Annotated in this window: 20 protein-coding genes and 4 pseudogenes; 8 read left to right on the forward strand and 16 right to left on the reverse strand. The window is 67.9% G+C overall.

Going from position 1 to position 24909, the window contains the following annotated elements; all coding sequences use genetic code 11:
- Nucleotides 1-20 precede the first annotated feature (20 nt).
- From sufB to V8F63_RS13115, 3 genes are read right to left on the reverse strand one after another with little or no spacing between them, the layout of a single operon-like run.
- A complete protein-coding gene (sufB, locus tag V8F63_RS13105; RefSeq protein WP_025977142.1) occupies nucleotides 21-1487 on the reverse strand; it encodes a Fe-S cluster assembly protein SufB in 1467 nt (488 codons plus the stop codon).
- A gap of 3 nt (nucleotides 1488-1490) precedes the next feature.
- Nucleotides 1491-2627, reverse strand: coding sequence for a cysteine desulfurase family protein (locus V8F63_RS13110; RefSeq protein WP_392353571.1), 1137 nt, complete (start codon nucleotides 2625-2627; stop codon nucleotides 1491-1493).
- Complete coding sequence (locus tag V8F63_RS13115) at nucleotides 2624-3082, reverse strand: Rrf2 family transcriptional regulator (protein ID WP_392353573.1); 459 nt, start codon at nucleotides 3080-3082, stop codon at nucleotides 2624-2626. Before V8F63_RS13115 ends, V8F63_RS13110 begins: the two co-directional genes overlap by 4 nt.
- A 157-nt stretch (nucleotides 3083-3239) precedes the next feature.
- On the opposite strand from V8F63_RS13115, the pseudogene V8F63_RS13120 reads away from it, so the two are divergent.
- Nucleotides 3240-3889 (forward strand): annotated as a pseudogene (locus tag V8F63_RS13120) (alpha/beta hydrolase).
- 69 nt (nucleotides 3890-3958) lie between these two features.
- Here V8F63_RS13120 and V8F63_RS13125 read toward each other — a convergent pair.
- The 3 genes and pseudogenes from V8F63_RS13125 to V8F63_RS13135 form a co-directional block, all read right to left on the reverse strand.
- A complete protein-coding gene (locus V8F63_RS13125) occupies nucleotides 3959-4519 on the reverse strand; it encodes a DMT family transporter (protein WP_392353574.1) in 561 nt (186 codons plus the stop codon).
- A complete protein-coding gene (locus tag V8F63_RS13130; protein WP_392353576.1) occupies nucleotides 4495-4914 on the reverse strand; it encodes an EamA family transporter in 420 nt (139 codons plus the stop codon). The genes V8F63_RS13125 and V8F63_RS13130 overlap by 25 nt, the downstream gene beginning before the upstream one ends.
- A pseudogene (locus tag V8F63_RS13135) lies at nucleotides 4914-6052 on the reverse strand (anhydro-N-acetylmuramic acid kinase). Before V8F63_RS13135 ends, V8F63_RS13130 begins: the two are co-directional and overlap by 1 nt.
- 179 nt (nucleotides 6053-6231) lie before the next feature.
- On the opposite strand from V8F63_RS13135, the gene tyrS reads away from it, so the two are divergent.
- The 3 genes from tyrS to V8F63_RS13150 all read left to right on the forward strand — a co-directional run bounded on the left by tyrS (nucleotide 6232) and on the right by V8F63_RS13150 (nucleotide 8696).
- Complete coding sequence (tyrS, locus tag V8F63_RS13140) at nucleotides 6232-7512, forward strand: tyrosine--tRNA ligase (RefSeq protein ID WP_025977147.1); 1281 nt, start codon at nucleotides 6232-6234, stop codon at nucleotides 7510-7512.
- Nucleotides 7513-7522: 10 nt separating this feature from the next.
- Nucleotides 7523-7990 carry a peroxiredoxin gene (locus V8F63_RS13145; protein ID WP_392353577.1) on the forward strand — a complete coding sequence of 156 codons (468 nt, stop codon included), beginning with the start codon at nucleotides 7523-7525 and terminating at the stop codon, nucleotides 7988-7990.
- 130 nt (nucleotides 7991-8120) lie between these two features.
- Nucleotides 8121-8696 (forward strand): polymer-forming cytoskeletal protein, encoded by a 576-nt coding sequence (locus tag V8F63_RS13150; protein ID WP_025977149.1) that lies wholly within the window; start codon nucleotides 8121-8123, stop codon nucleotides 8694-8696.
- A 71-nt stretch (nucleotides 8697-8767) separates the two neighbouring features.
- Here the strand turns inward: V8F63_RS13150 and prfB are convergent.
- The 4 genes and pseudogenes from prfB to dapA form a co-directional block, all read right to left on the reverse strand.
- A protein-coding gene (prfB, locus tag V8F63_RS13155; protein ID WP_134580945.1) for a peptide chain release factor 2 occupies nucleotides 8768-9881 on the reverse strand; the annotation gives its coding sequence in 2 pieces (ribosomal slippage) (nucleotides 8768-9811 and nucleotides 9813-9881; 1113 coding nt in all).
- 124 nt (nucleotides 9882-10005) lie between these two features.
- Nucleotides 10006-12396 (reverse strand): penicillin-binding protein 1A, encoded by a 2391-nt coding sequence (locus tag V8F63_RS13160; RefSeq protein ID WP_029972487.1) that lies wholly within the window; start codon nucleotides 12394-12396, stop codon nucleotides 10006-10008.
- Nucleotides 12397-12497: 101 nt separating this feature from the next.
- Nucleotides 12498-12968 carry an SsrA-binding protein SmpB gene (gene smpB, locus V8F63_RS13165; protein WP_025977152.1) on the reverse strand — a complete coding sequence of 157 codons (471 nt, stop codon included), beginning with the start codon at nucleotides 12966-12968 and terminating at the stop codon, nucleotides 12498-12500.
- A pseudogene (gene dapA / locus V8F63_RS13170) lies at nucleotides 12968-13851 on the reverse strand (4-hydroxy-tetrahydrodipicolinate synthase). Before dapA ends, smpB begins: the two are co-directional and overlap by 1 nt.
- Nucleotides 13852-14021: 170 nt before the next feature.
- Here dapA and V8F63_RS13175 point away from each other — a divergent pair.
- Nucleotides 14022-15995, forward strand: coding sequence for a lytic transglycosylase domain-containing protein (locus V8F63_RS13175; RefSeq protein WP_392353578.1), 1974 nt, complete (start codon nucleotides 14022-14024; stop codon nucleotides 15993-15995).
- Here the strand turns inward: V8F63_RS13175 and V8F63_RS13180 are convergent.
- Genes V8F63_RS13180 through V8F63_RS13200 form a run of 5 tightly spaced genes read right to left on the reverse strand, consistent with a single transcriptional unit; the run spans nucleotide 15986 to nucleotide 19161 of the window.
- On the reverse strand, nucleotides 15986-16288 hold the full coding sequence (locus tag V8F63_RS13180) for a hypothetical protein (protein ID WP_392355128.1): 303 nt from the start codon (nucleotides 16286-16288) through the stop codon (nucleotides 15986-15988). The two genes, V8F63_RS13175 and V8F63_RS13180, sit on opposite strands and share 10 nt — an antisense overlap.
- Entirely contained in the window at nucleotides 16171-16752 is a 582-nt protein-coding gene (locus tag V8F63_RS13185) for an ABC transporter ATP-binding protein (RefSeq protein WP_392353579.1), read from the reverse strand. The genes V8F63_RS13180 and V8F63_RS13185 overlap by 118 nt, the downstream gene beginning before the upstream one ends.
- Nucleotides 16749-17738: an iron ABC transporter permease gene (locus V8F63_RS13190; RefSeq protein WP_392353580.1), complete on the reverse strand. Its 990-nt coding sequence runs from the start codon at nucleotides 17736-17738 to the stop codon at nucleotides 16749-16751. The genes V8F63_RS13185 and V8F63_RS13190 overlap by 4 nt, the downstream gene beginning before the upstream one ends.
- Nucleotides 17735-18487: an ABC transporter substrate-binding protein gene (locus V8F63_RS13195; RefSeq protein WP_392353581.1), complete on the reverse strand. Its 753-nt coding sequence runs from the start codon at nucleotides 18485-18487 to the stop codon at nucleotides 17735-17737. The genes V8F63_RS13190 and V8F63_RS13195 overlap by 4 nt, the downstream gene beginning before the upstream one ends.
- 41 nt (nucleotides 18488-18528) lie before the next feature.
- Nucleotides 18529-19161 carry a TetR/AcrR family transcriptional regulator gene (locus V8F63_RS13200; RefSeq protein ID WP_025977158.1) on the reverse strand — a complete coding sequence of 211 codons (633 nt, stop codon included), beginning with the start codon at nucleotides 19159-19161 and terminating at the stop codon, nucleotides 18529-18531.
- Between the two features lie 216 nt (nucleotides 19162-19377).
- On the opposite strand from V8F63_RS13200, the gene V8F63_RS13205 reads away from it, so the two are divergent.
- From V8F63_RS13205 to V8F63_RS13215, 3 genes are read left to right on the forward strand one after another with little or no spacing between them, the layout of a single operon-like run.
- Nucleotides 19378-20685, forward strand: coding sequence for a glycosyltransferase family 2 protein (locus tag V8F63_RS13205; protein WP_278069046.1), 1308 nt, complete (start codon nucleotides 19378-19380; stop codon nucleotides 20683-20685).
- A gap of 16 nt (nucleotides 20686-20701) precedes the next feature.
- Nucleotides 20702-21598: a class I SAM-dependent methyltransferase gene (locus tag V8F63_RS13210; protein WP_025977160.1), complete on the forward strand. Its 897-nt coding sequence runs from the start codon at nucleotides 20702-20704 to the stop codon at nucleotides 21596-21598.
- The gene (locus tag V8F63_RS13215) at nucleotides 21598-22410 is read left to right on the forward strand and encodes an RNA methyltransferase (protein WP_392353582.1); all 813 of its coding nucleotides are present in this window, start codon (nucleotides 21598-21600) and stop codon (nucleotides 22408-22410) included. Before V8F63_RS13210 ends, V8F63_RS13215 begins: the two co-directional genes overlap by 1 nt.
- A gap of 17 nt (nucleotides 22411-22427) precedes the next feature.
- Here V8F63_RS13215 and hrpB read toward each other — a convergent pair.
- Nucleotides 22428-24861, reverse strand: a pseudogene (gene hrpB / locus V8F63_RS13220) (ATP-dependent helicase HrpB).
- Nucleotides 24862-24909: the final 48 nt, after the last annotated feature.

Consider the following 24909-nt stretch of genomic DNA (forward strand, 5'->3'; position numbering starts at 1 on the left):
GTTTTTCTTCTTCAACTCACTCAGCCGACCGAGCCTTCGAGGCTGATCGCCACCAGCTTCTGGGCTTCGACGGCGAACTCCATCGGCAGTTCCTGCAGGACATCGCGGACGAAGCCGTTGACCAGCAAGGCCACGGCCTCCTCTTCCGACAGACCGCGCTGCTGGGCGTAGAAGAGCTGGGCTTCGGACAGGCGGGTCGTGGTCGCTTCGTGCTCCAGCTGGGCCGAGCCGTTGCGGACCTCGATGTAGGGAATGGTGTGGGCGCCGCACTCCTTGCCGATCAACAGGCTGTCGCATTGGGTGAAGTTGCGCACGCCGGTCGCCTTGGGGTGGATCGACACCAGGCCCCGATAGGTCGAATCCGACTTACCGGCCGAAACCGTCTTGGCGATGATGCGGCTGCGGCTGTTCTTGCCCAGGTGGATCATCTTCGTGCCGGTGTCGGCCTGCTGATGGCCGTTGGTGATGGCGATGGAATAGAATTCGCCCGAGCTTTCCTCGCCCTTCAGGATGCAAGATGGGTATTTCCAGGTGACGGCCGAGCCGGTTTCAACCTGCGTCCAGCTGACCTTGGAGCGGTCGCCGCGACAGTCGGCGCGCTTGGTGACGAAGTTGTAGATGCCGCCCTTGCCCTCAGCGTCGCCGGGGTACCAGTTCTGGACCGTCGAGTATTTCACCTCGGCGTCGTCCAGGGCGACGATCTCCACGACCGCTGCGTGCAGTTGGTTTTCATCGCGCATCGGCGCGGTGCAGCCTTCCAGATAGGAGACGTAAGAGCCCTTGTCGGCGATGATCAGGGTGCGCTCGAACTGGCCGGTCTGGCTGGCGTTGATGCGGAAATAGGTCGACAGCTCCATCGGGCAGCGCACGCCCGGCGGAATGTACACGAAGCTGCCGTCGGAAAAGACCGCGCTGTTCAGGGCCGCGAAATAGTTGTCGCTGACCGGCACGACCGTGCCGAGATACTGACGCACCAGATCAGGATATTCGCGCAAGGCCTCGGAAATCGGCATGAAAATCACGCCGTGCTTGGCCAGCTCCTCCTTGAAGGTGGTGACCACGCTGACGCTGTCGAAAACGGCGTCCACGGCATAACGCGGCGCGCCCTCGACCCCTGCCAGGACCTCCTGCTCCTTCAGCGGGATGCCCAGCTTTTCATAGACGGCCAGCAGTTCGGGATCGACTTCGTCCAGCGACTTCGGCCCCTCCTTCTTCACCGGCGCGGCGTAGTAGTAGAGGTCCTGATAGTCGACGGGCTCGTATTTCACCGCCGCCCAGGTCGGCTCCTCCATCGCCAGCCAGCGCTCATAGGCGGCCAGACGCCATTCCAGCATCCACTCCGGCTCGCCCTTCTTCTCGGAGATGAAGCGGACGATGTCGGCGCTCAGGCCGCGCGGCGCATATTCCGTCTCAATGTCCGACGTAAAGCCGTGCTCATATTTTTCGAGAGCGGCGACTGTGTCGATGGTTTCCTGAACAATAGCCATATTTTACGCGACTTTCTTAGCGCGCTCAATCAGGCGCGCACTATGCTTTTCCCAGGCCGCGACCCAGGCATGGGCGAAGCGGGTCCAGTCCGACTCGGTCGTGCCCCAGCCGCCGGAGACGCGCACGCCCCCGGTCGCCAGGTGATGAAGACCCATGGCGCTGATCGCCTTGGACGGCTTGACCTTGCCGGACGAGCAGGCCGAACCGGCGGACACCATGACCCCTACAAGGTCGAGGGTGATCAGCTGCTGCGGGCTGTCCCAGCCCTCAACCGCCATAAACAGGGTGTTGGGCAGACGCTCCACCGCGCCGCCGATGATCGTCGCGCCCGCAGCCTTGACCTTAGCCTCGGCAGCATCGCGCCAGACGACATGCGTCATGGCGGCGTCCAGATCGCGCGCGGCGCAGTCAGCCGCGACGCCGAAACCGGCGATGCCCGGCACGTTCTCGGTCCCGGCGCGCAGGCCGCGCTCCTGACCCGCGCCGTGCAGGATGCGAACGGCCGACACGCCGTCCTTCAGCACCAGCGCGCCCACGCCCTGCGGCCCGCCGAGCTTGTGCGCCGAGAGGGTCAGGCTGTCGGCGCCCAGCGCCTTCACCGTCACCGGAACCTTGCCCGCCGACTGAATGGCGTCGACGTGCAGCCAGCCGCCCGCCGCATGGACCAGCTTCGCCGCCTCGGCGATCGGCTGGATCACGCCGCTTTCATTGTTGGCGTGATGGATGGCGACGACCGCGCGACCCGGGCGCGCCAGCGCCTCGGCCAGCCAGGTCAGATCGACCACGCCGTTCGAATCCACCGGCAGCACCTCGACCGGCGCGCCGCTGACGGCGGCGGCCTCGGCCACGCATGGGTGCTCGGTCGCGCTGACGATCAGCCGCTCGCAGCCGGCGGCCAGGGCGCTATGGATGGCCTGAGCATTGGATTCGGTGCCGCCCGAAGAGAAGATGATCGCCGTCGGATCGGCCCCGACCAGATCAGCCACCTGCGCCCGCGCCGTCTCGACGCGTGCTCGTGCGCGACGTCCGGCAGCGTGGACCGCCGATGGATTGCCGTTGTCGGCCAAGGCCTTGGCCATGATGTCCTGAACCTCAGGACGAACCAGGCCGGAGGCGTTGTAGTCGAGGTAAACGCTCATGCGGCGGCCTCCATCGAGTCCGCGCCGACACGCGCCCGGCCCGTCCGCTTCTCGACCACGTCGGCGAGGCTGACCCCGGCTAGATAGCGATGAATCTCTGCGCCCAGGTCTTCCCACAGGTCATGGGTGATGCAGCGGGCGCCGCCCGTCATGCAGCCACGCGGCGTGCCGTGGGCGGTGCAGCGCGTAGCGCGGATCGGCTCATCAACGGCCAGAACAATGTCCGCCACGACCATCTCGCCCGCCGCCTTGGCCAGCCGATAGCCGCCGCCCGGCCCCCGCACGCTCTTGACCAGACCGCCTTTGCGCAGGCGCGCAAAAAGCTGTTCCAGATAGCTGAGCGAGATTTCCTGACGCGCCGCGATTTCAGCCAGGGAGACGGCCCGATCGGCGCCGTTCTTCGCCAGATCGGCCATCGCCATGACGGCGTAACGTCCCTTGGTCGACAGACGCATCCCAATACCTCAAATTCTACCGCTTTTCAGGCTCGCTGTGCTAAGACCCCCGGCCTTGCTGGCGAGCGCATCGTGCAGGGGGACTTAGAAAGTCCTACCTGTGTGGTCAAGTATTATCCGCTCGCGAAACCACTGTTGATCGTAGGGACCGCCATCCATGCCTGAAGTCATCCTGCCTGGCGCCTCCGGCCGCATCGAAGGCCGCTACTCTCCTGGCAAGCGTCCCGACGCGCCGATCGCCCTGATCCTGCATCCCCACCCCAAGGCGGGGGGCACATGAACAACCCCGTCGCCCTGACGATGCACCAGTTGTTTGTCCAGCGCGGCTTCGCCACCTTGCGCTACAACAGCCGCGGCGTGGGCAAGTCGCAGGGCGAGTTCGACAGCGGCATCGGCGAGCTGGCCGATGCGGCGACGGCGCTGGACTGGCTGCAGGCCAACAACCCCGCCGCCACCCAGACCTGGGTCGCCGGCTATCAGTTCGGCGCCTATATCGGGATGCAGCTGCTGATGCGTCGCCCCGAAACCGACGGCTTCATCTCGGTGTCGCCGCCGTCAAACATCTATGACTTCAGCTTCCTGGCCCCCTGCCCGGCTTCGGGCCTGTTCCTGCACGGCACGGCCGACACCGTGGTGCCGCCGGCCGATGTCGAGCGCGTGGTGAACAAGCTGCGCACCCAGAAGGGCATCGTCATCGACTATGAGCTGGAAGAAGGCGCGACCCACTTCTGGCAGGACCACATCGGCGCGGTCGAGCGCCGCGTCGGCGCCTATCTGGACAAGCGCCTGGAAGAAAAGCCCGCCTGATCCGCATAGCGATATCCTGATTGAAGCGGCGCCCTGATCTTCGGGGCGCCGTTTCTATTGCGCCGATCGTCAGTGATCGCCTTCCGCAGCGGCCACGGCGGCAGGGCGATGGGCGCGAACGCACCAGACGACGCTGACGATCATCAGGATCATGGCGACGATCTCGATCACGGTCGGGCCGCGCTGTTCCCAGATGAAGCCGTAGATGAAGGCGAACAGAGTCTCGGACACGATCATCTGGCCCAGCATGGTCAGGGGCAACAGACGGCTGGCCTGATTCCAGAACGCGTTGCCGATGACCGAGGCGAAGATCGCCACGCCAGCGCTGACGCCGATCAGACGCAGCCAGGCCTCGTTCGTCATTCCGCCCAGCATGAATAGCGACGGGATGACCAGCAGCAGCGCCAGCCCTCCTGTGACCACGCCGGTCAGCAACGACCACTCATGCGGGGTGACATCGGGCAGCCGCCCCATCCAGCGACTGTTGCCGACGGCGAAGGCGGTCCAGGACAGCAGGGCCGCCAGAGCGCAACCCAACCCGATCAGCGTGGCCGTACCGCTCTGCGCCGCCGCGCCGCCGCCCTGGCTGAGCGACTGCCACCCGATCAGACCGACCGCCAGCGCCGCCACGGCGATGGGCGGCGCGACGCGCGACAGCGGCGGCGATCCTTGTCCCGCAGGCCCCATAGGGCCACGACCACGGGCACCATGCCGACGATCAGGGCCGAGGCCGCCACGCCTGCGTAATGCACGCTGACCACCAGGAAGGCGAAGTAGACCAGGTTCCCCGCCAGGCTCAGCCAGACCAGCGCGCCCCACGCTTCGCGCGTCAGGGCGGCCGTCACCCGCCGCCAGCGCGGCGCGATCAGCAGCACCGCGATCAGGCCATAGGCGAGGTAACGTCCCGCCGTCAGCAGCAGGGGCGAGGCCTCGGGCACCATCTTCGGCGCCAGGAAGACCAGCCCCCACAGAGCGCCCGCCGCCAGACCGCTGGCGACGCCCCAGAAACGCGAAGACGCCGCCATTATTCCGCTCCCGGCTCGACAATCCGGCCGCCGGTCATAGGCGCCGGAACGCCTGTCGTGCCGGGGAAGCTGATCGGCAGGCCCAGACGACAGCGCGCGGCCAGAAAGGCGAAGGCCTCAGCCTCGATCGCGTCGCCGCGCCAGCCCTTGTCCTCGGCGGTCGAGATAGGGACGCCGACGCGCTCACGGATCGCGGCCAGCAGCGCCGGGTTATGACGTCCGCCGCCGCAAACGACGATCTCCTTCGCCTGCTCCGAACAGCGGGCGACGCCTAGGGCCACGGCCTGCGCCGCGAAGGCGGTCAGGGTAGCGGCGGCGTCTTCCAGGGACAGGTCCGCCACCGGCTCCAGCGAGAAGTCGAAGCGATCCAGGGACTTCGGGCCGCTCGCCACGAAATAGGGATGGGCCAGATAGGCGTCCAGCACAGCCTGATCGACCGTTCCCGCCGCCGCCAGACGACCGCCCTCGTCCATCCGCTTCTTCATGCGCGACTGGACCAGCAGATCGACCATGCCGTTGGCCGGGCCGGTGTCGAAGGCCTCCAGCTCGCCGTCGGCGCGGATCAGGGTGATGTTACCGACCCCGCCCAGATTCAGGACCGCGACCGGCCCCTCCATCCCCGCCTTGCGGACTAGCGCTGCGTGATAAGCGGGCGCCAGCGGCGCGCCCTGCCCGCCCGCCGCCACGTCGGCGCTGCGGAAGTCAAAGGCGACGGGGACCCCAGCCCCTCGGCCACGCTGGCGGCGTCGGTCAGTTGGACGGTGCGGCCCGGCAGGTCGGGCGTCGGCGCCTCGTGCAGCACGGTCTGGCCGTGGACGCCGACCAGATCCAGCGCACTGGACTTCACCCCGTTCACCGCCATGAAGCCGAGCGCGGCGGCCAGATGCGCATCGGCCACGGCCATGCGGGCGTCTTCGAAGCTGTCCGGTTCTTCTTCGTCGCGCTCCCAATCGAAGGCGTCGTCGATGGCGTCCTCAATGATGGCGCGGGTCTCTGCGTCCAGCTTCATCTCGCCGGCGGGGCCGAAGGACAGGATGTCGTGGCCGTCCGTCTCGATCACCGCCATGTCCACGGCGTCGAGCGAGGTGCCGGTCATGAATCCAAGCACGCGAAGGGTCTTTTTCGGGGAGGTCGTCATGGCGGCTTGACTGCCACGTCGGGGGCGACGTAGCTAGCGCCGATGATCGCGCAACCGGCCCTTTTCGCCGCCTATTACTACGGCCTCTACTAGAGAGCGGCCGCGATCCTTGCCGCCCTTCCCTCGGCGGCATTATTCCTCGGAAGACGGCCGCCGGTTCTGATGCTACGGACCCGACCATGACCGAGCCCACTACCCAAACCGTTTCCGAAACCGCCTTCAAATCGGACTTCCTGCGCCTGATGAAGGCGCGCGGCTATATCCACCAGATCACCCACCCGGTCGAACTGGACGAGGCGGCCGCGTCGGGCGTGGTCACGGGCTATATCGGCTTCGACGCGACGGCGCCCAGCCTGCACGTCGGCCACCTGATCCAGATCATGCTGCTGCGTCGTCTTCAGCAGGCCGGACACAAGCCAATCGTCCTGATGGGCGGCGGCACGACCAAGGTCGGCGACCCCTCGTTCAAGGACACCCAGCGTCCCCTGCTGACCGAGGAAAAGATCGCCGAGAACATCGCCGGCATCAAAGGCGTGTTCGAGAAATTCCTGACCTTCGGCGACGGCCCGACCGACGCCATCATGCTGGATAACGACGAGTGGCTGTCGCAGCTGGGCTATCTGCAGTTCCTGCGCGACTACGGCACGCACTTCACCATCAATCGGATGCTGAGCTTCGACTCGGTCAAGCTGCGCCTGGATCGCGAGCAGCCGCTGACCTTCCTAGAGTTCAACTACATGCTGATGCAGGCGACCGACTTCCTGGAGCTGAACCGACGCTATGGCTGTTCGCTGCAGATGGGCGGCTCGGACCAGTGGGGCAACATCATCAACGGCGTCGAACTGACCCGCAAGGTGGACCACAAGGCCGCCTTCGGCCTGACCACGCCGTTGCTGTCCACCGCCTCGGGCCAGAAGATGGGCAAGACGGTCGGCGGCGCCGTGTGGCTGAACGCCGACGCCCTGTCGCCGTTCGACTACTGGCAATACTGGCGCAACACCGAAGACGGCGACGTGGGCCGCTTCATGCGCCTGTTCACCGACCTGCCGCTGGATCAGATCGAGCGCTATGAGGCGCTTCAAGGCGCCGAGATCAACGACGCCAAGAAGGCGCTGGCCGACGCGACCACCTCCATGCTGCATGGCGCCGAGGCCGCACAGGCCGCGCGCGCGGCCGCTGAAGCCGCCTTCGAGAAGGGCCAGCTGTCGGCTGACCTGCCGACCGTCGAACTGCCGCGCGACGAGGTCATCGGCGCCATGATCGCCGCCGTCACGACCAAGGCGGGCCTCAGCAGCTCCAATGGCGAAGCGCGTCGTTTGGCCCAGGGCGGCGGCCTTCGCCTGAACGACGAGGTCGTCAACGACGGCGCCCGCCTGATCGAAGAGGCGGACCTGAACGCGGACGGCGTGCTGAAGCTCGGCGCCGGCAAGAAGAAGCTGGTGCTGGTGCGCCCGGTTTAAGGAGAGCGCTGTGACCGACATCACCGAAAACACGCCCGCCCCTGCTTTCGATCTGGCGACAGACGGCGGCGGGCGCGTGTCGCTGGACGGGCTGAGGGGCAAGAACGTCGTGCTCTACTTCTACCCCAAGGCCGACACGCCCGGCTGCACGACCGAGGGCCAGGATTTCTCGGCCTTGATCGACCGGTTCACGGCGGCGAACGCCGTGGTGATCGGGGTGTCGCGCGACAGTGTGAAGAAGCTGGACCGCTTCAAGGCCAAGCATGACCTGAAAGTCGTGCTCGGTTCGGACGAGGACGGCGTCGTCACGGAAAGCTGGGGCGTTTGGGTGCTGAAGAAGCTCTACGGCCGCGAGTATATGGGCATTGAGCGCGCCACCTTCCTAATCGACGGCCAGGGCGTGGTCCGCCGCGCCTGGCGCAACGTCAAGGTCAAGGGCCACGCCGAAGAGGTTCTGACCGCCGTCGAAGCGCTTTGATCGGCGAGCGGGGTCCGGAAGGCCCCGCTTGACCTCTCCGCCTCAGCCCGCGCTAAGTGTCGCCAGGGATTGCATCCTCAGGGGCTGACATTGACCAGACGCCGATCGCGGCGTGACGCGGAGAGCATGAATGTTCAACAAGAACAAACCGTTCGACAACAACCCCTCTGGCGGAATGGGCATTCCCAAGCCGCCCGAGCCGGTCCAGCCCAAGCCGGAGCCCGCCGCCCCGATCGCCGCTGCGCCTGCGCGCGCGCCTGAGCCGGCTCGCCCCGCCGCCCGTTCCTCCAGCCTTTCGACCCTATCGGCGGGCGTAAAGTATGAGGGCAACATTTCGGGCGCAGGCGAACTTCAGGTCGACGGCTCGCTGAAAGGCGACATTCGCGTGGTGCGCGTGGTGATCGGCGAAGGCGGCGCGGTCGAGGGCACGGTCCACGCCGACATCCTTGAGGTGCGCGGCCGCGTCTCGGGCGCCATCGTCGCCAAGCAGGTCAAGCTGTTCGCCACCTCGCGCGTCGAGGGCGACATCACCCAGGAGCAGCTGTCGATCGAACAGGGCGCCTGGTTCCAGGGCCGCTGCACCCAGGCCAAGCGCGACACGCCGGGCGCCAATATGCTGGAGACCCCTGCTGCGGCCGAAAAGCCTGCGCCCGCCAAGACGGACGCCAAGGTCGAGGCCCCGATCCAAACCAAGCCCGCAGCCTGATCGGCGCGAGTGCTGACAACGAGAAAGGGCGGCCCGCAAAGGCCGCCCTTTTTATGCACCGGTCAGGCGGGTCAGCCCTCGCGGGTTTCGCCCACGCGCGCCGCTAGCGCCGCGCCCATGAACTGGTCCAGGTCGCCGTCCAGAACGCCTTGCGTATCCGAGGTTTCGACCTCGGTGCGCAGGTCCTTCACCATCTGATACGGCTGCAGGACGTAGGATCGGATCTGGTGGCCCCAGCCGATGTCCGTCTTGGCGTCAGCCAGAGCCTGGGCCGCAGCCTCACGCTTCTGAAGCTCAAGCTCGTACAGACGCGCGCGCAGCATCTTCCAGGCCTGATCGCGGTTCTGGTGCTGCGAGCGGCCCGCCTGACAGGCGACCACGGTATTGGTCGGAATGTGGGTCAGACGCACCGCCGAGTCCGTCTTGTTGACGTGCTGGCCGCCTGCGCCCGACGCGCGATAGGTGTCCGTACGCACATCCGACGGGTTGATCTCGATCTCGATGCTGTCGTCGACGACGGGCGAGACCCCCACGGAGGCGAACGACGTGTGGCGCTTGGCCGCCGCATCATAGGGACTGATGCGCACCAGGCGGTGGACGCCCGACTCCGACTTCAGCCAGCCATAGGCGTTCGGTCCAGAGATCAGCAGGGTCGCCGACTTGATGCCGACCTGTTCGCCGGCCTCTTCTTCCTGAAGCTCGACCTCATAGCCGTGCGAGCGCGCCCAGCGGCTGTACATCCGCAGCAGAATGCCCGCCCAGTCGTTGGACTCCGTGCCGCCCGCGCCGGAGTTGACCTCCAGATAAGCGTCGTTGCCGTCAGCCTCGCCGGACAGCAGGGCTTCCAGTTCGGCGCGGGCGGCCCGCTCCTTGATGGACTTCAGCTGTTCACGCGCTTCTTCGAGGGTGGCTTCGTCGCCCTCTTCGTCCGCCATTTCGGCCAGCATGATCCCGTCTTCGAGACCCTGCTCCATCTCCTTGACGGCGTTGACCTGAACTTCCAGACGCGAGCGTTCGCGGCTGACGGCCTGGGCCTGTTCGGGATTGTCCCATAGCGTCGGATCCTCGACCCGCGCGTTCAGCTCATCGAGCTTTCTTAGAGCGACATCCCAGTCAAAGTCGCCTCCTGAGCAGAGCGACGCTCTGCTCGATGTCGGCCTTCATGGCCTCGACATCCGATCTCATCGCAAACTCCTGCGAACGGAAGTCCCCCGCAACCAGGACCGCGCGACGCGCGTCCGATAGGGAAGGACAGGTGAAACGGCGCGCCTGAAAGCAGGCGCGCCGGGTTGATGGCTTACCTAGAGCGTCAGTAAAGGCCGCTCAAGTCCTCGGCCGGCTCCTTCTTCGGCGGCGGCGGCGCAGCCGGAGGCGGCGCGGTCGGCGTCGGGGTCTGGGAGCGGACCTCCTGCTCACGACGGATGACGTCGTAATAGTTCTGCGGCCCCTCGGGCTGAGCCGGGGGCGGCGCTTCTTCGCGCAGCTGACGCTCGGTGCCGGGGCGGAAGGCCTCTTCGATGCCGTTCACGGTGCGGAAGATGGCGTTCTTCGGCTTCACGAACGGCCGCGCAGGCCGCTCCTTCAGCGCGTCTTCCATGAAGTCGATGAAGATCGGCACGGCGGTCGAGGCCCCGGCTTCACCGCCGCCCAGCGAGCGGTTGTCGTCGAAGCCGACGAAGACGCCGACCACGATGTCGGCCGAGAAGCCGACGAACCAGGCCGAACGATATTCATTGGTGGTGCCCGTCTTGCCGCCGACCCACGGGCCCAGGCTGCGAGCACGGGCGCCGGTGCCGCGCTGGATCACGCCTTCCAGCATGGAGGTCATCTGATAGGCGGTGATGGGGTCGATCACCTGGGTTCCGCGATCCTGAAGGCGGGGCGATTCCTGGCCGCTGAAGCCCCGGCCGCAGTCGCGGCACTGGCGACGGTCGGCGCGGTGGATGGTCTGGCCGTTCCGGTCCTGAGCCAGTTCGATCAGATAGGGATCGATGCGGCGCCCGCCGTTGACGAAGGCGGCATAGGCGGCGGTGATGCGGTAAGGCGTGGTTTCCCCGGCCCCCAGCGACATGGCCAGGTTCGGCGACATGTCGTCCACGACGCCCATCTTCTTGGACAGGTCGACGACGTTCTTCATGCCCACCGCCTGCGCCAGGCGCACGGTCATGACGTTGCGCGACAGCTCCAGCCCGCGCCGCAGCGTCTGGGGTCCATAGAACTGGCGGCTGTAGTTCTGAGGCGTCCAGGCGCGGCCGCCAGGGCCGCCGGGGAAGCTGATCGGCGCATCCAGCACGATCGAAGCCGGGGTGAAGTCGCCTTCCAGCGCCGCCGCATAGACGAAGGGCTTGTAGGCCGAGCCCGGCTGGCGCTTCGCCTGGGTCGCGCGGTTGAAGCTGGAAAGGGCGTAGGAATAGCCGCCGACCATCGCCAAGACGCGGCCCGACTGCGGCTCGATCGCGACCAGGGCGCCGTTGACGGCCGGAACCTGCTTCAGGGCGAACTGGCCGTTCTGGCGTTCGACGAAGATCAGGTCGCCGCGCTTCAACGGGCGACGTCCGGCGTTGGACCAGGCCACATCGGCGGCGCGCAGCGCGCCCGCCTGATCGTCCTTGGCCGTGCGGACGCGGATTGAGCCCCCGCTGACGCTTTCAACGGCGGCCGCCTGCCACGAGCGGCGCTCGGGCGGGGTCGTGCGTTTCTGGGCCTCGGCCTGCCAGCCGTCGGCGAAGTCGGTCGTGCCCCAGGCGCCGCGCCAGCCGTGTCGACGGTCATAGTCCTCAAGCCCGCGCATCAGGGCGTCACGCGCCGCCGACTGCAGCTGCGGATCAAGCGTCGTGCGCAGGTAGTAGCCGCCGCGATTGACCTCTTCCTGACCGAACAGGGCGATGGCGCGACGACGCGCCTCCTCCACGAAGAAGTCGGCGTCGGCGTACTCGGCCCGACGCGGCGCAGAGCGGGTGTTCAGCGGACGGGCCAGCGCTGTCTTCAACTGCTCGTCGGACAGCCATTTGTTGTCGGCCATCTCGCCCAGCACCCAGTTCCGACGACCCAGCGCAGCAGCCGGATAACGTTTCGGGTGATAGTTGGTCGGCCCCTTGGGCAGGGCCGCCAGGAAGGCCGCCTCGTCCGGCGTCAGCTGATCCAGCGACTTGCCGAAATAGTTATAGGCCGCCGAAGCCACGCCATAGGAGCGATAGCCCAGGTAGATCTCGTTCAGATACAGTTCGAGGATCTGCTCCTTGGTCAGCGTCGCTTCCAGACGGCTGGAGAGGACGGCTTCCTTGAGCTTGCGGTTCAGGCTGGTCTCACTGGTCAGCAGGACGTTCTTGGCCACCTGCTGGGTGATGGTCGAGCCGCCCTCCAGCCGCTTGCCCGACATGACGTTGAACACGTTCTTGAACATGGCCCGGCCGATGCCGGACACGTCGATGCCGCCGTGATTGAAGAAGTTCTGATCCTCGGCCGCCAGGAAGGCGTGCACGACCGTCTGCGGCACCTGGTCATAGGTGACGTAGATGCGCCGCTGGTCCGAGAACTCGCCGATCAGGGTGCCGTCGCCGGCATAGACGCGCGTCGCCGTCGCGGGGCGATAGTCCGCCAGTTCAGAGGCGTCCGGCATGTCGTGCAGGACCCAGGCGGCGTAGATGGCCACCACCACCCCGGCCAGGGCGATAGCGCCCAGCAGGGCTACGCCCGCCATGACGAACCAGCGTTCGGCTATCTTCACCACGAACTCCGCAAGACGCACCCCATCATCGCTCGTTTATCGCGCGTCGCGCGGCGCGCAAAGCGGAACCGCACTTATCCCTTGTCGCGCAGCAGGCGCGCCTTGTCGCGCTGCCAGTCGCGCTCGGCCGCCGTCTCGCGTTTGTCATGCAGTTTCTTGCCCTTGGCCAGGGCGATCTCCAGCTTCGCCTTGCCCGCCTCATTCAGATAGAGGCGCACAGGGACGATGGTGCGCCCTTCGCGTTGGACTGCGCCGATCAGCTTGTCGATCTGCTTGCGGTGCAGCAGCAGCTTACGGTGACGGCGCGGCTCATGGTTGAAGCGGTTCGCCATCTTATAGGGCGGGATGTCGGCGTTGATCAGCACCATCTCGCGCCCCTCGGGCGAGACATAGCTCTCGGCGATATTGGCCCGGCCGTCGCGCAAAGCCTTGATCTCGGTGCCCCGCAGCTGGAGCCCGGCTTCGATATGATCTTCGAGGAAGTAGTCGAAGCGCGCGCGTCGGTTTTCGGCGATGGTCTTCTGTTTGGGGGCGTCGGCGGCCATCAGGCGACTCCAGCGGCGGCCAGCGCCTCGTCGATGGCGGGCCGCACCGCGTCGGCCGTCAGCGACAGCGGCAGGCGAACCTCTTGCGTGCACAGGCCCATCTTAGCCAGGGCGTATTTGGTCGGGGACGGCGAGTTGTCGAGGAACAGCGCCTTGTGCAGACCGATCAGCCGTTCCTGCCACGAGCGCGCGGCGGCGAAATCCCCGGCCTGGATGGCGTCATGCAGGGCGACCATCGCCTCAGGCGCGACGTTAGAGGTCACGGAAATGACGCCGACGCCGCCGTGCGCGGCATAGCCAAGATAGCTGGAATCATCGCCCGAGATCAGGTCGAAGGCGCCGTCGATATTGGCCCGCATCCAGCTGGCCCGCGCCACATCGGCGCTGGCGTCCTTGATGCCGACGATGTTCGGATGCGCCGCCAGGGCCGCCACCGTCTCGTTCGACAGGTCCACCCCCGTACGCCCCGGCACGTTGTAGAGCAGGATCGGCAGTTGCACGGCGTCCGCCACCGCCTCGAAATGCGCCTGCATTCCGACCTGCGACGGGCGGTTGTAATAGGGGTCACGACCAGGGCGCCGTCGGCGCCGACCGTCTTGGCGAAACGGGTCAGGTCGATCGCCTTGTCCGTGGCGGACGAGCCCGCCCCGGCGATGACGCGGATGCGACCAGCGGCGATGGCGACGCACTGTTCGACCACGCGCTTGTGCTCATCCAGATGCAGGGTGGCGCTCTCGCCCGTGGTGCCCATCGGCACGACGCCGTGAACCCCAGCGGCGATCTGGCGCTCCAACAGGCGCTCGAAAGCGGCCTCGTCCACGTTTCCGTCACGAAGAGGTGTGATCAGGGCGGTGATCACGCCCTTGAACAAGGGGGCGGTCATGGGAACAACATACCTGCGCGGAGAATGGGCGGCGGTCCGCCCGTCACTAATCGGCAAAGGGTAGGTTGCCCGCCGCCTGGCCGCAACCAAAGATGAATGAGGATCAGATATCTAATGATCGCGACGACCGTGGCCGCCGCCTTGGCGATTCTGACTCCCCGGCTCAGGACGTGCTGAACAGCACGCCTGCCCCCTACTCCGCCAGCCAGGGCGGAATCATCAGCAGCCAGGACGCCGCCCTGGTGCAGCAGGGACTGACCGCCGCGCGAGCCCGCGACGTGGTCGGCACGCAGGCTGTCATGGCCCGGATTTCCGACCCCTCGGCGCGCAAGCTGGTCGAGTGGGCGCTGGTCGACACCTCTGACAGGCAGATGTCCTACAGCGACCTGGCGCGGGCGCAGAGCGACCTGGCGAACTGGCCGCGCGGCGAATCGCGCAGAGCAGCCGGCGAGCGAGCGCTGGACATGGCTGGCCAGTCGCCGGACGCCGTCATCGCCTTCTTCAACGGGACCGCCCCGACCACGGCCCAGGGCGCCATCGCCCTGGCCGGCGCGCTGGAGCAGACCGGCCGCCGCCAGGAGGCCCAGGCGCTGATTCGCGACTGGTGGCGCACCCAGAGCTTTGAGGAAGCTCAGCAAAGCCGCATCTACTCGCGCTGGAGCGGGTGGCTGACCAGCGACGATCATGTGGCGCGGCTGAACATGCTGCTGCTGGGGCCGCACGGCCCGGCGACGCGCGCGATGGTCGCTCTGGTTCCGGCCGACCGTCAGACCATCGCCAATACGGTGATGGCGCTGCGCACCGCTTACGCGCCCGACGCCATCGTCGGCGGTCTGTCGCCTTCGCAGGCCAACGACCCGGCCGTGGTGCTCGAGCGGGTGCGCCTGCTGCGCTCGGCCGGGCGCCAGTCCGAAGCCTTCCCGCTCCTGTCGGCCCTGCCCGCCGCGCCGTCGCACGCGGACGGTCAGAACACCCTGTGGAGCGAACGCCGCAACTACTTCCTGGACGCCCTGCAGCAGGGCGACGCGCGCGCCGCCTACGCCGCCATGAACGGCCACGGCTTCCCCTCGGGCGAGCGCAAGGTCGACGCCGAGTTCTTCGCAGGCTGGGTGGCCCTGACCAAGCTCAATGATCCGGCCACGGCGGCCCAGCATTTCGAGGCCCTGCGCAACGCCTCCTCGACGCCGATCACGCAAGGGCGCGCCCTGTACTGGCTGGGCCGGGCGGCCGAGGCGCGCGGCGACCGCGAGGGCGCCCAGCGCTGGTATCAGGCGGGGGCCGAGCACTGGCAGACCTTCTATGGCCAGCTGGCGGCGGAAAAGGCCGGGGCGACGACCCTGACCCTGCCGGGCGAACCGGCGCCGTCGCCGGAAGACGTCAACCGCTTCGAGGGCAATGAAGTGGTGCGGGCCACCCGCATCCTGGGCCAGATCGGCGAGAAGACGCTGATGCGGGTGTTCGCCTATCATCTGGATGATACCCTGCCGTCGCCCTACGACCTGGCGCAGTTGTTCGACCTGATGCAGGGCTATGGCGACCAGTTCGGCTCGATGATGGTCGGTCGCGCGGCCAGCCAGCGCGGCTTCGTCATGCCCGAGCGGATGTATCCGATTCAGTTGCCGCAACAGGTCGCGGGCATGGCGCCGAACGAGTTCGCCCTGGCCATCACCCGTCAGGAATCCAGCTTCGACCCCCTGGTCCGTTCCCACGCCGATGCGCGCGGCATGATGCAGCTTCTGCCCACGACGGCGCAGGGCGTGGCGCGTCGCATGGGCCGCTCGTTCAACTCAGAGCAGCTCTGGGACCCGGAGATCAACATGACCCTGGGCAGCTATCACCTGGGCGAGCTGATGAACAACTTCGGCGGATCTCCCCTGCTGGCCTCTGTCGGTTACAACGCCGGACCGGCCCGTCCGCCGCAGTGGACCGCCCGCTGCGGCGACCCGCGTCAGGCCCAGGTCGACCCGATCGACTTCATCGAATGCGCCCCCTTCACCGAGACGCGCAACTACATGATGCGGGTGATGGAGAACATGCAGGTCTATCGCGCCCGCCTGAACGGCGGCTCTGCCCCGCTGACGCCCTCGGCGGACCTGGCGCGCGGCACGCCGCCGAACGCCGGACCGCGCGCCTATCAGCCGTGATGTGACGCGCGACGGGCCGCTAACCACGGCCCGTCTGAGGCCTCAAGCCATACGGCGTCGAGGTTGAAGACAGTCTTCAAGATGCTGGGCGACAGGGCCTCGGTCGGCGCGCCTTCCGCCGCCGTGCGGCCCTGATCCAGCACCACGACCCGATGGGCGAAACGCGCCGCCAGGCTCAGGTCGTGCAGGCTGACCAGGACCCCGCGCCCGGCGTCTGCGCGCGCCCGCAGCCGCTCCAGAACCAGCAGCTGGGCGTCCGGGTCCAGACCGGCGATCGGCTCATCGGCGACCAAGAGAGCGCCGGAACCGTCAGGGCGCGCGCCAGAAGCACGCGTGCGCGTTCGCCGCCCGACATATCGGCCACGCCGCGATCGGCCAGATGGCCGACGCCGACTTCGTCCAGCGCGGCGCGGGCGCGCTCGAGAGCCGCCCCTCCGGTCAGGAAGGGCGCGCCCAACGCCGCCACTTCGACGGCCGGCAGGTTCCAGGCGATGGAACGGTCCTGCGGCAGATAGGCCGCGCGCTCGCCGCGCTGGCGTTCCGACAGGCGCCGGGCCTCGTGGTCGCCCAGACGAGCGGTCCCTTGCGTCAGCGAGGTCAGGCCCAGGGCGGCGCGAACCGCCGTCGACTTGCCCGCCCCGTTCGGTCCGCACAGGGCGACGACTTCGCCTGGCCGGACAACGAAGGATGCGCCGTTCAGCACCTCGACCCCGCCGAGGCGCGCGTGGGCGTTCTCAAGCTCCAGCAGCCCGCTCACAGCCGCCACTCCCGCGCCGCCCGCCACGCGATCAGGGCGAACAGCGGCGCGCCGACCAGGGCGGTGAACACCCCCAGCTTCAGCTCCTGATCCGTCGGCAGCATCCGCGCCATAAGATCGGCCAGCACCAGCATCAGGCCGCCCGCCAGAGCCGAGGGCGCCAGCAACCGTCCCGGATCGCCGCGAACCGCCGCCCGCACCAGATGCGGCGCCGCCAGGCCGACGAAGCCGATGACGCCGGCAACGGCCACCGCCGCGCCTGCGGCCAGCGACGCCGCCGCCAGGGCCAGCACCCGCATCCGTCCCATCGACAGGCCGGAAGCGCGGGCGGCCTCCTCGCCCAGCGTCAGCATCCGCAGCCCCGGCGACGCGCTTCTCGCCAGAAACGCCGAGATCAGAAGCGCCGGCGCCACCCAGGCCACGTCGATCCAGCTTCGGTTTTCGACTGAGCCCAGCAGCCAGTTCATCACCTCGGCCGAGGCGATCGGCGAGGGCGACAGGTTGAAGATCAGGGCCGTCAGGGCGCCTGCGAAGCTGGACAGGGCCACGCCGAACAGGATCAGCGCCTCAGGCGCTCGCACCCGCGCCGCCAGGGCGATCAGCAGGCCGCCGCCGACCGCCGCGCCGAACAGGGCCGCGCTTTCGACAGCGCCGGGTATGGCGGCCAGCCCTAGAACAATAGCGGTCGCAGCGGCCAGAGCCGAGGTCGCCGACACCCCCAGCACCCCCGGCTCGGCCAGAGGATTGCGCAACAGCCCCTGCATGACCGCCCCGGCCAAACCGAGCGCGGCGCCGACCAGCAGGGCGCAGACCGCGCGAGGCGCACGCACCAGCCACAGCACCTCGCCCGGACCGGACGCAGGATTAGAAAACCCCTCGGCGTACTGCCCCGCGCTGAAAGCGGTTTCTCCCAGGGTCACCGCCACGCCGAGCGCGGCGACCAGGGCCAAACCCAGGCCGATATTCAGTCTCGCGGCGCCGGTCATTTCGCCTGCTCCGCCAGCAGAGCAGCTGCGTCCGCCGCGAACCACGCGGGACAGGTCAGGGCCGCGCCCGGCAGGCTGGCCGCCGTGCGTTCCGCTGTCGCTCGGCGCATGACTGGATGGCGCCCGGCGCCGCGCCAGTCCGACCGCGCCAGGTCGAAGAATCCCTTCACATACAGCGCAGGCGGCGAAAGCAGCACCCGCTCCAGCCCCAGCGGTTGATAGCCGGGGTGCATCACCCCGTTGCGGAACCCGGCCGCGCGCAGAATGGCGTCCATCAGCGAGCCCGGCCCGCTGGTGAAGCCGCTGGCCGTGACATAGACAGCCGCCCGCCCCCGCCCCGCGCCCGACGCCTGCGTCAGCCGCGTCTCCATTTGGCGGATCAGGGCCTCGCCGCGCGCACGGCGATCCAGTGCGGCCGCCACCTTGCGGATATTGGCCTTGATCCCCTCCATGTCCGTGGCGTCGTCGATGCCGACCGTGCGCACTCCACGCCGATCGAGCGCGTTCAAAAGCCGTGCATCGCCGCCCCAGTAACGAACCGCCACATCCGGCTGAAATCCTGTCGCGGCCTCCAGGGTCGGACGCACCTGCCGCCGGCCTTTCGCCGCCTGTCGCATCCATGCATCGGGATCGTCGGCGCGCGGCGACAGGGCGAGCTCCGCGTCAGGCGCGAGGGCCAGGACGAACTGATCGGCGCACTGATCCAACGCCATCACCCGCAGCGGCCGCGCCTGGGTTGCGGTCGCCAAGGTTGCGGTGATCAGGAGGACGAGTCCGCAGCAGCATCGCCTCACCGGGCGGCCAGCCCATTGAACAGCACGTCCAACTGAGTGCGGATCAAGACTTCCCGGTCCGCCCAGTCGAAATAGGGCTTGGTGATCAGCAAGGAGACCAGACCGTGCACGCAAGCCCAGATGACCTGCGCCTGTATCCGCGCGTCCCCGCGTAGGACGCCCTGCTCCACGGCGTCTTCGACAACTGACACCACGGCCTCAAACAACTCTCCTCCCGCCTTCTGCGCGATGGTCTCGGCCCCGTGGCGGGTCTCGGCCGTCGGCGTGAGATAGGCGAGGCGGTAGGCGTTGGGATGCTCCAGACCGAAAGCCACATAGCTCTCGGCGATCCGGCGCAGGCGCGCCAGCGAGGGTTCCGTATCCGCCAGGATGCTGCGGTTGCGCTCGGCCAGCCGTTCGAAGGTATTCCTACAAATCTCGTTCAGGATTTCGCTCTTATCGGCGAAATGCATGTAGAGCGCCGTCGAGGACAGGCCCACCTCATCGGCGATCTTGCGGATCGTGGCGCCGTCGTAGCCGCTTTCGACAAAGATGCGTTCGGCCGCCGTCAGGATCTCGGCCCGGCGTTCGTGCCCGTCTCCCTTGGCCTTGCGGTTCGATCGCGACGTGGAAGTCGTGGAGATCGACAATCAACTGGCTCCTTGAACGAGGGACCCGAGTCCCGAGGCGAGGTTAACTCGACCAACCCCTCTAGCCAAACCCAAGCTTTGGGATATCAATGATATTAACATTGCGTTAAATCGGACGAGGGCGTGGTGGGTTGTCAACAATCAAGGACAGAGTCAGCGCGCATCACCCTGACGCGCGTTCAGGCGATCTCCATAGGCGTCGCGCTGGCGTTGAGCATGACCAGCGCCGCCGCTGTGCCGCGTCTGGCCGGATGGCTCCTTGTATCGACACAGATCGGATTTCTGGCGCTGGCGGCGTGGCGGCTGGGCCTGATCGCGGTTCAGGCCCGCGCGCCGAGGGCGGCCCCGTCCTCCAGTTGGCGTCATGAGGACTGGCCCCGCTACACCGTCGTAGCTGCGCTTTATCACGAGGCGCAGATATTGCCCCATCTGGTCGAGCGACTGGATGAGATCGATTATCCCCGTGACCGCCTGCAAGGCTTCCTGGCGCTTGAAGCCGATGATCACGCCACGATCGCCGCAGCGTCGCAGCTGGAGCTGCCCGAATGGTTGAGCGTGCTGGTGGTGCCGCCCGGCACGCCGAAGACGAAGCCACGCGCGTTGAACTACGCCCTGGCGCGCGCGACCGGCGACTTCCTGACCATCTACGACGCGGAAGACGACCCCGATCCGCTGCAACTGAAGGAAGCGGCGATGAAGTTTCGCGATGAGGGCGACAGCCTGGCCTGCGTTCAGGCTCCGCTGCGCATCCGAAGTCGCCAGAAGACCAGCCCTCACCCCCTGCTCGACCGCCAGTTTGCGGCCGAATACGCCGCCCTGTTCGAGATCACCCTGCCCGCCATGGTTCGGCTTGGCCTGCCCTTTCCGCTGGGCGGGACCAGCAATCATTTCCGCGTGTCGGTGCTGAGGGCGTTGGGCGGATGGGATTCGTGGAACGTGACCGAAGACGCCGATCTGGGTTTTCGGATCTGGCGTTCCGGATATCGACTGGGCGTCATCAGCCGGCCCACCTATGAGACGCCGCCCGGTCCGGTGCGCCTTTGGCTGCCGCAGCGGACGCGCTGGCTGAAAGGCTATCTGCAGACGCTGGCGGTGCATACGCGCTGGACCGAGGGAATGGGCTGGCGCGGCTGGGCGGCGTTGATCATGACCATCGGCGCCGGCCTGGGATCGGCGGCGGTCCATGCCGGCTGCATGGCCTGGGTCGCCGTGGTTTGCCTGATGTCGGCCATGGACAGGCAACTGCCGTCCCTTTCCGTTCTGGGATGGGCGGTGCTGATCGTGGGGGTCGCAGCCGCCTGGATCACCAAATACCGCGGCGCGCGGATCGCCGGGACGCCCTATGGCCCGCTCGATATGGCGGCCTCCCTGCCTTATTGGTTCCTGTTGAGCCTGGCCTTCATGCACGCCGCCGTCCGGCTGGCGCTGGAACCGCACCGCTGGGACAAGACCCCGCATCAGGACGATATAGAACTGATCATCGTTCCTGACCCCTATCCCGACGCTGGACGAGCAGCGGCCTGAGCGCCTATCAGCGCGCATGGCTCCGGTTCTTTCCTCCACGCCCGAAACCCTGGTCACCCGCGGGTGGTCGGACTACGCCCTTTTGGACAGCGGCGACGGCCGCAAGCTGGAGCGTTATGGCCGCTACACCGTCGTGCGCCCCGAGCCCCAGTGCTTCTGGAAGCCTCATGAGGAGGCAGCCTTCGAGCGCGCCAACGCCATGTTCGACCCCCAGCAGGAGGAAGAGGATTCCGGTCGCTGGCGGTTCGATCAACACGGGCCGATCGACGCCTTTCCGCTAAAGTGGCGCGACGTGCGCTTCATGGGGCGTTTCACCCCGTTCCGGCACCTCGCCTTCTTCCCCGAACAGGCGGCCAACTGGGAGTGGCTAGACGCCCGCGTCCGCACCCTGAAGCAGCCGAAGATTCTGAACCTGTTCGGCTATACCGGCGTGGCCAGCCTGGCCTGCGCGGCGGCGGGCGCCCACGTCACCCACGTCGACGCCTCCAAGAAATCCGTGGCTTACGCCCGCGAGAACGCCGAACTTTCCGGCCTGGCCGACCGCCCGATCCGCTGGATCGTCGAGGACGCCCGCAAGTTTGTGGCGCGAGAGGTGCGGCGCGGCAGCAAATATGACGGCATCATCCTGGACCCGCCGAAGTATGGGCGCGGCGCCAATGGCGAAGTCTGGCGGCTGTTCGAGGACATGCCGGGGCTGCTGAAGGGCTGCGCCGCCCTGCTGTCCGACGACGCCTCCTTCCTGCTGCTGAACGCCTATGCGGCGCGCATTTCGGGCCTGTCGCTGGCGCATATGATGGCCGAGGCGACGCATGATCGCGGCGGCCGCATCGACTGGGGCGAACTGGCCCTGTCGGAGGACGGCGAGAGCGCCCGCGCGATCGGCCTCAGCTTCTTCGCCCGATGGAGCGCCTGATGACCGAACGCCTCATCACCTCCCTCACCAACGACACCATCAAGGCCGTCCGCGCCCTGCACATGCGCAAGGAGCGCGAGGCGACGGGCCGCTTCCTCGCCGAGGGTCTGAAGTTCATCGGCGAGGCGCTGGATCAGGGGCGCGCCCCGGTCATGCTGCTGGTCGGTCAGGACGCCCGGCCCCACCTCCTGCTGGACCGAGCCAAGGCCGAGACGCTGAAGAGCGGCGGGCAGATCATCGTCGTCACCCACGCCATCCTCGAAAAGATCAGCCGTCGCGACAATCCGCAGACGGTGCTGGGCGTGTTCGAACAGGTCTATACGCCGCTGGACGCCATCCAGCCCGACGCCAAGCCCTGCTGGGTGGCGCTGGAGCAGGTGCGCGATCCGGGCAATCTGGGCACCATCATCCGCACAGCGGACTCGGCCGGCTGCGGCGGCGTCATCCTCATCGGCGATTGCGTCGATCCCTTCTCGGTCGAGGCGGTGCGCGCGACCATGGGCTCGGTCTTCGCGGTCAGCATCAGCAAGGCGACGCGTGAAGAGTTCCTGGCCTGGCGCGCCTCTTGGCCCGGCAGCGTCATCGGCACCCGCCTGGACGCCACCCACGGCTATCGCGACAGCCCGGCGCGCCACCCCGCCCTGATCATGATGGGGAATGAACAGGCGGGCCTGACCGACGATCTGGCCGCCGCCTGCGACCTGAACGTCAAGATCCCCATGCGCGGCCGCGCCGACAGCCTGAACCTGGCCATTGCCACCGGCATCATGGTCTATGCGGTGACCGACGCCGCCTATGGCGAAGGGCTGTAAGGCGGGCTGATGCGGCGTCAGGTTCCGCGCGGCTTGGCCCGGGTGGTCGCCGCCGCATTGCCCGGATCTTCCGGCCACGGGTGGCGCGGATAGCGGCCGCGCATCTCGCTGCGCACCGCCGCCCATGACCCTGCCCAGAAACCCGGCAGGTCTTTGGTCACCTGCACCGGCCGCCGCGCGGGCGACAGCAGGCTGAGCGTCAGGGGCACACGGCCCCCGCCGACCATCGGGTGCGCCTTTACGCCGAACAGTTCCTGCACCCGGATTTCGACACGCGGTCCGCCCTCGGCGGCATAGTCGATGCCCGCGCTGCCCAGCGGCGTGGTCAGGCGCGTCGGCGCCAGTTCATCCAGCTTGCGCTGCAAATCCCAGGGGATCAGTCCGCGCAGGGCTTCAGCCAGCTTGCCGTCGCTGATGTCGGCCAGCGATCGCGCACCGTCCAGCAGAGGCCAGAGCCAGTCCTCGCGCGCCGCCAGCAGCCCCTCATCCGAAACGTCGGGCCAGGCGCCGTCCAGCTCGCGCATGAAAGCCAGCCGCGCCCGCAGCGCTCCCGCCTGCTCGCCCCACTTCAAGGCGCCGAGGCCGCCCGCTTCGATTTCCGACTTCAGCGCCGCGGTCATGGTCGCCCGATCCGGCGCGCCGACCACTTTCTCGTCCAGCACCAACGCGCCGATGCGCCGGATGCGGCGGATCACCGGCTTGCCGGAAGGCTCGCGCGCCAGCCGGTCCTCGACCTCGATCAGATGCGCCAGATCGGCTTCCAGCGTCGCGGCGTCCAGCGCCGCCGCCAGACGGATGCGGTCGCGAGCGTCTCCGCCGCCCAGTTCCGCCACCGCCAACCACGGTTCGCGCGCCAGATGATCCGTCGGCTCGATGAAGGCCGCGCCCGGAGGCCAGCAGCACCTCGCCCGGCTTGCCCTTGGCGCGCGCGACGCGTTCGGGGAAGGCCTCGGCCAGCAGCAGGCCGGCGTCCGGCTCGCCGTCCCGGCCGCCGCCCGCCGCCCGCGCCCAGCGCTCAGCCAGCTTCATCGCGTCGCGGCCGCGCGGCGAACGGTCCCGCTCCAGTCCCTTGAGGCGTTCGTGCAGATCGACGCCGTTTCCGCCGAGGCCCGGCTCGCTGAGCACCGCCGCGATCCTCGCCCCGCCCAGGGCATCGCCCTGATCTGAGGCGACAGCGACCATGTGGGCCAGACGCGGCGCCAAGGGGATGCGGGTCAGCCGTCGCCCGTGCGGCGTCAGGTCGCCCTTGGCGTCCAGCGCGCCCAGACGGGCCAGCACTCTGCGCGCCTCGGCCATGGCGCCAACGGGCGGCGGGTCCAGCAGGGCCAGCCCCTCGACCGACTTCGCCCCCCAACGCGCCAGATCGAGCGCGAAGGCGGTCAGATCCGCCTCCTGAATTTCCGGCCGCTGATGGGCGACCAGGCCGCGCGTCTGTTCCTCGTCCCACAGGCGATAGCAGACGCCCGGTTCGACCCGGCCCGCGCGGCCCCGCCGCTGCTCGGCCGAGGATCGGCTGACCTTGACCGTCGCCAGCCGGGTCAGGCCGCTGGACGGTTCGAAGCGGGGCACGCGCGACAGGCCGCCGTCGATCACCACGCGCACCCCCTCGATGGTCAGGCTGGTCTCGGCCACGGAGGTCGCCAGAACCACCTTGCGGCGGCCAGGCGCGGCGGGCTCGATGGCGCGGTCCTGCTCGGCCTTGTCGAGCGCGCCATAGAGGGCGACGACATCGACCGACGGATCACGCAGCCGCTCGTTCAGGCGCTGGACGGTGCGGTGAATCTCGCCCTGCCCCGGCAGGAAGGCCAGGATCGAACCGGTCTGCTCGTGCAGGGCCTGAACCACGGCCTTGGCCATGGCCTCCTCGAACCGTTCGACCGGGTTGCGGCCCAGATAGCGGGTCTCGACCGGGAACATCCGTCCCTCGGCCTCGATCACTGGCGCGCCGTCGAGCAGGCGCGACACCCCCGCGATGTCGAGCGTCGCCGACATGACCAGCAGACGCAGATCGTCGCGCAGCACCGACTGACTGTCGCGCGCCAGCGCCAGACCCAGATCGGCGTCCAGACTGCGCTCGTGGAATTCGTCGAACAGGACGGCGCCGACGCCCTCCAGGCCCGGGTCGTCGAGAATCATCCGCGTGAAGACGCCCTCGGTCACGACCTCGATTCGGGTGTCCGGACCGATCCGGCTCTGCAGACGCGTGCGATAACCGACGGTTCCGCCAGCCTTTTGGCCAAGATTAGCGGCCATGCGATCAGCGGCGGCGCGCGCGGCTAGTCGTCGCGGCTCCAGGACTAAAATCTTGCCGCCCGCCAGCCATGGCTGATCCAGCAGGGCCAAGGGCACGACCGTGGTCTTGCCCGCGCCCGGCGGGGCCGCCAGGACGACCGCAGAGGTCTGGGCCAGGGCGGCCTTCAGCGGCTCCAGAACGGCGTGAATCGGCAACATAAAGCGGCTGTAGCGCCTTCGAAGGGGTTCACGAAAGCGTCGTCGGCG

This window comes from Brevundimonas sp. LF-1, assembly GCF_037055305.1.
Classification (GTDB): domain Bacteria; phylum Pseudomonadota; class Alphaproteobacteria; order Caulobacterales; family Caulobacteraceae; genus Brevundimonas; species Brevundimonas sanguinis.